This is a genomic window from Bradyrhizobium sp. 25ACV, assembly GCF_054863005.1.
Map to the genome: position 1 here is coordinate 1 of NZ_JAVAYO010000125.1, position 265 is coordinate 265.

At 39.6% G+C, this 265-nt stretch carries 1 protein-coding gene; it reads left to right on the plus strand.

Annotated features, from left to right (window positions below):
- A partial coding sequence (locus RAD04_RS38830) for a hypothetical protein (RefSeq protein ID WP_461627985.1) occupies positions 1-265 on the plus strand: 265 nt, incomplete at both ends.

The window sequence follows — 265 nt, forward strand, 5'->3', positions numbered from 1 at the left end:
CGATTTATCCGCTATGGAGTATATATACACACACTCTAAATTGAGTGGTAAATCACTAGAAGAAGTAGCCAAACTTGTAGCGACCTTGTATCGGTCAAACTTGTCCATATCGGATACCGCTACACCGCTACAAGATGTAAATGTCGCCGATCTCATTCAAAGACAAGAAGAATTCAATCGGGCCATCCTAAAACGACTCGAACAATTTGAAGAACAACAAAAAAAGCGAGATGAAAATCTCATGCTCGCTTTGAAAGAATCCATT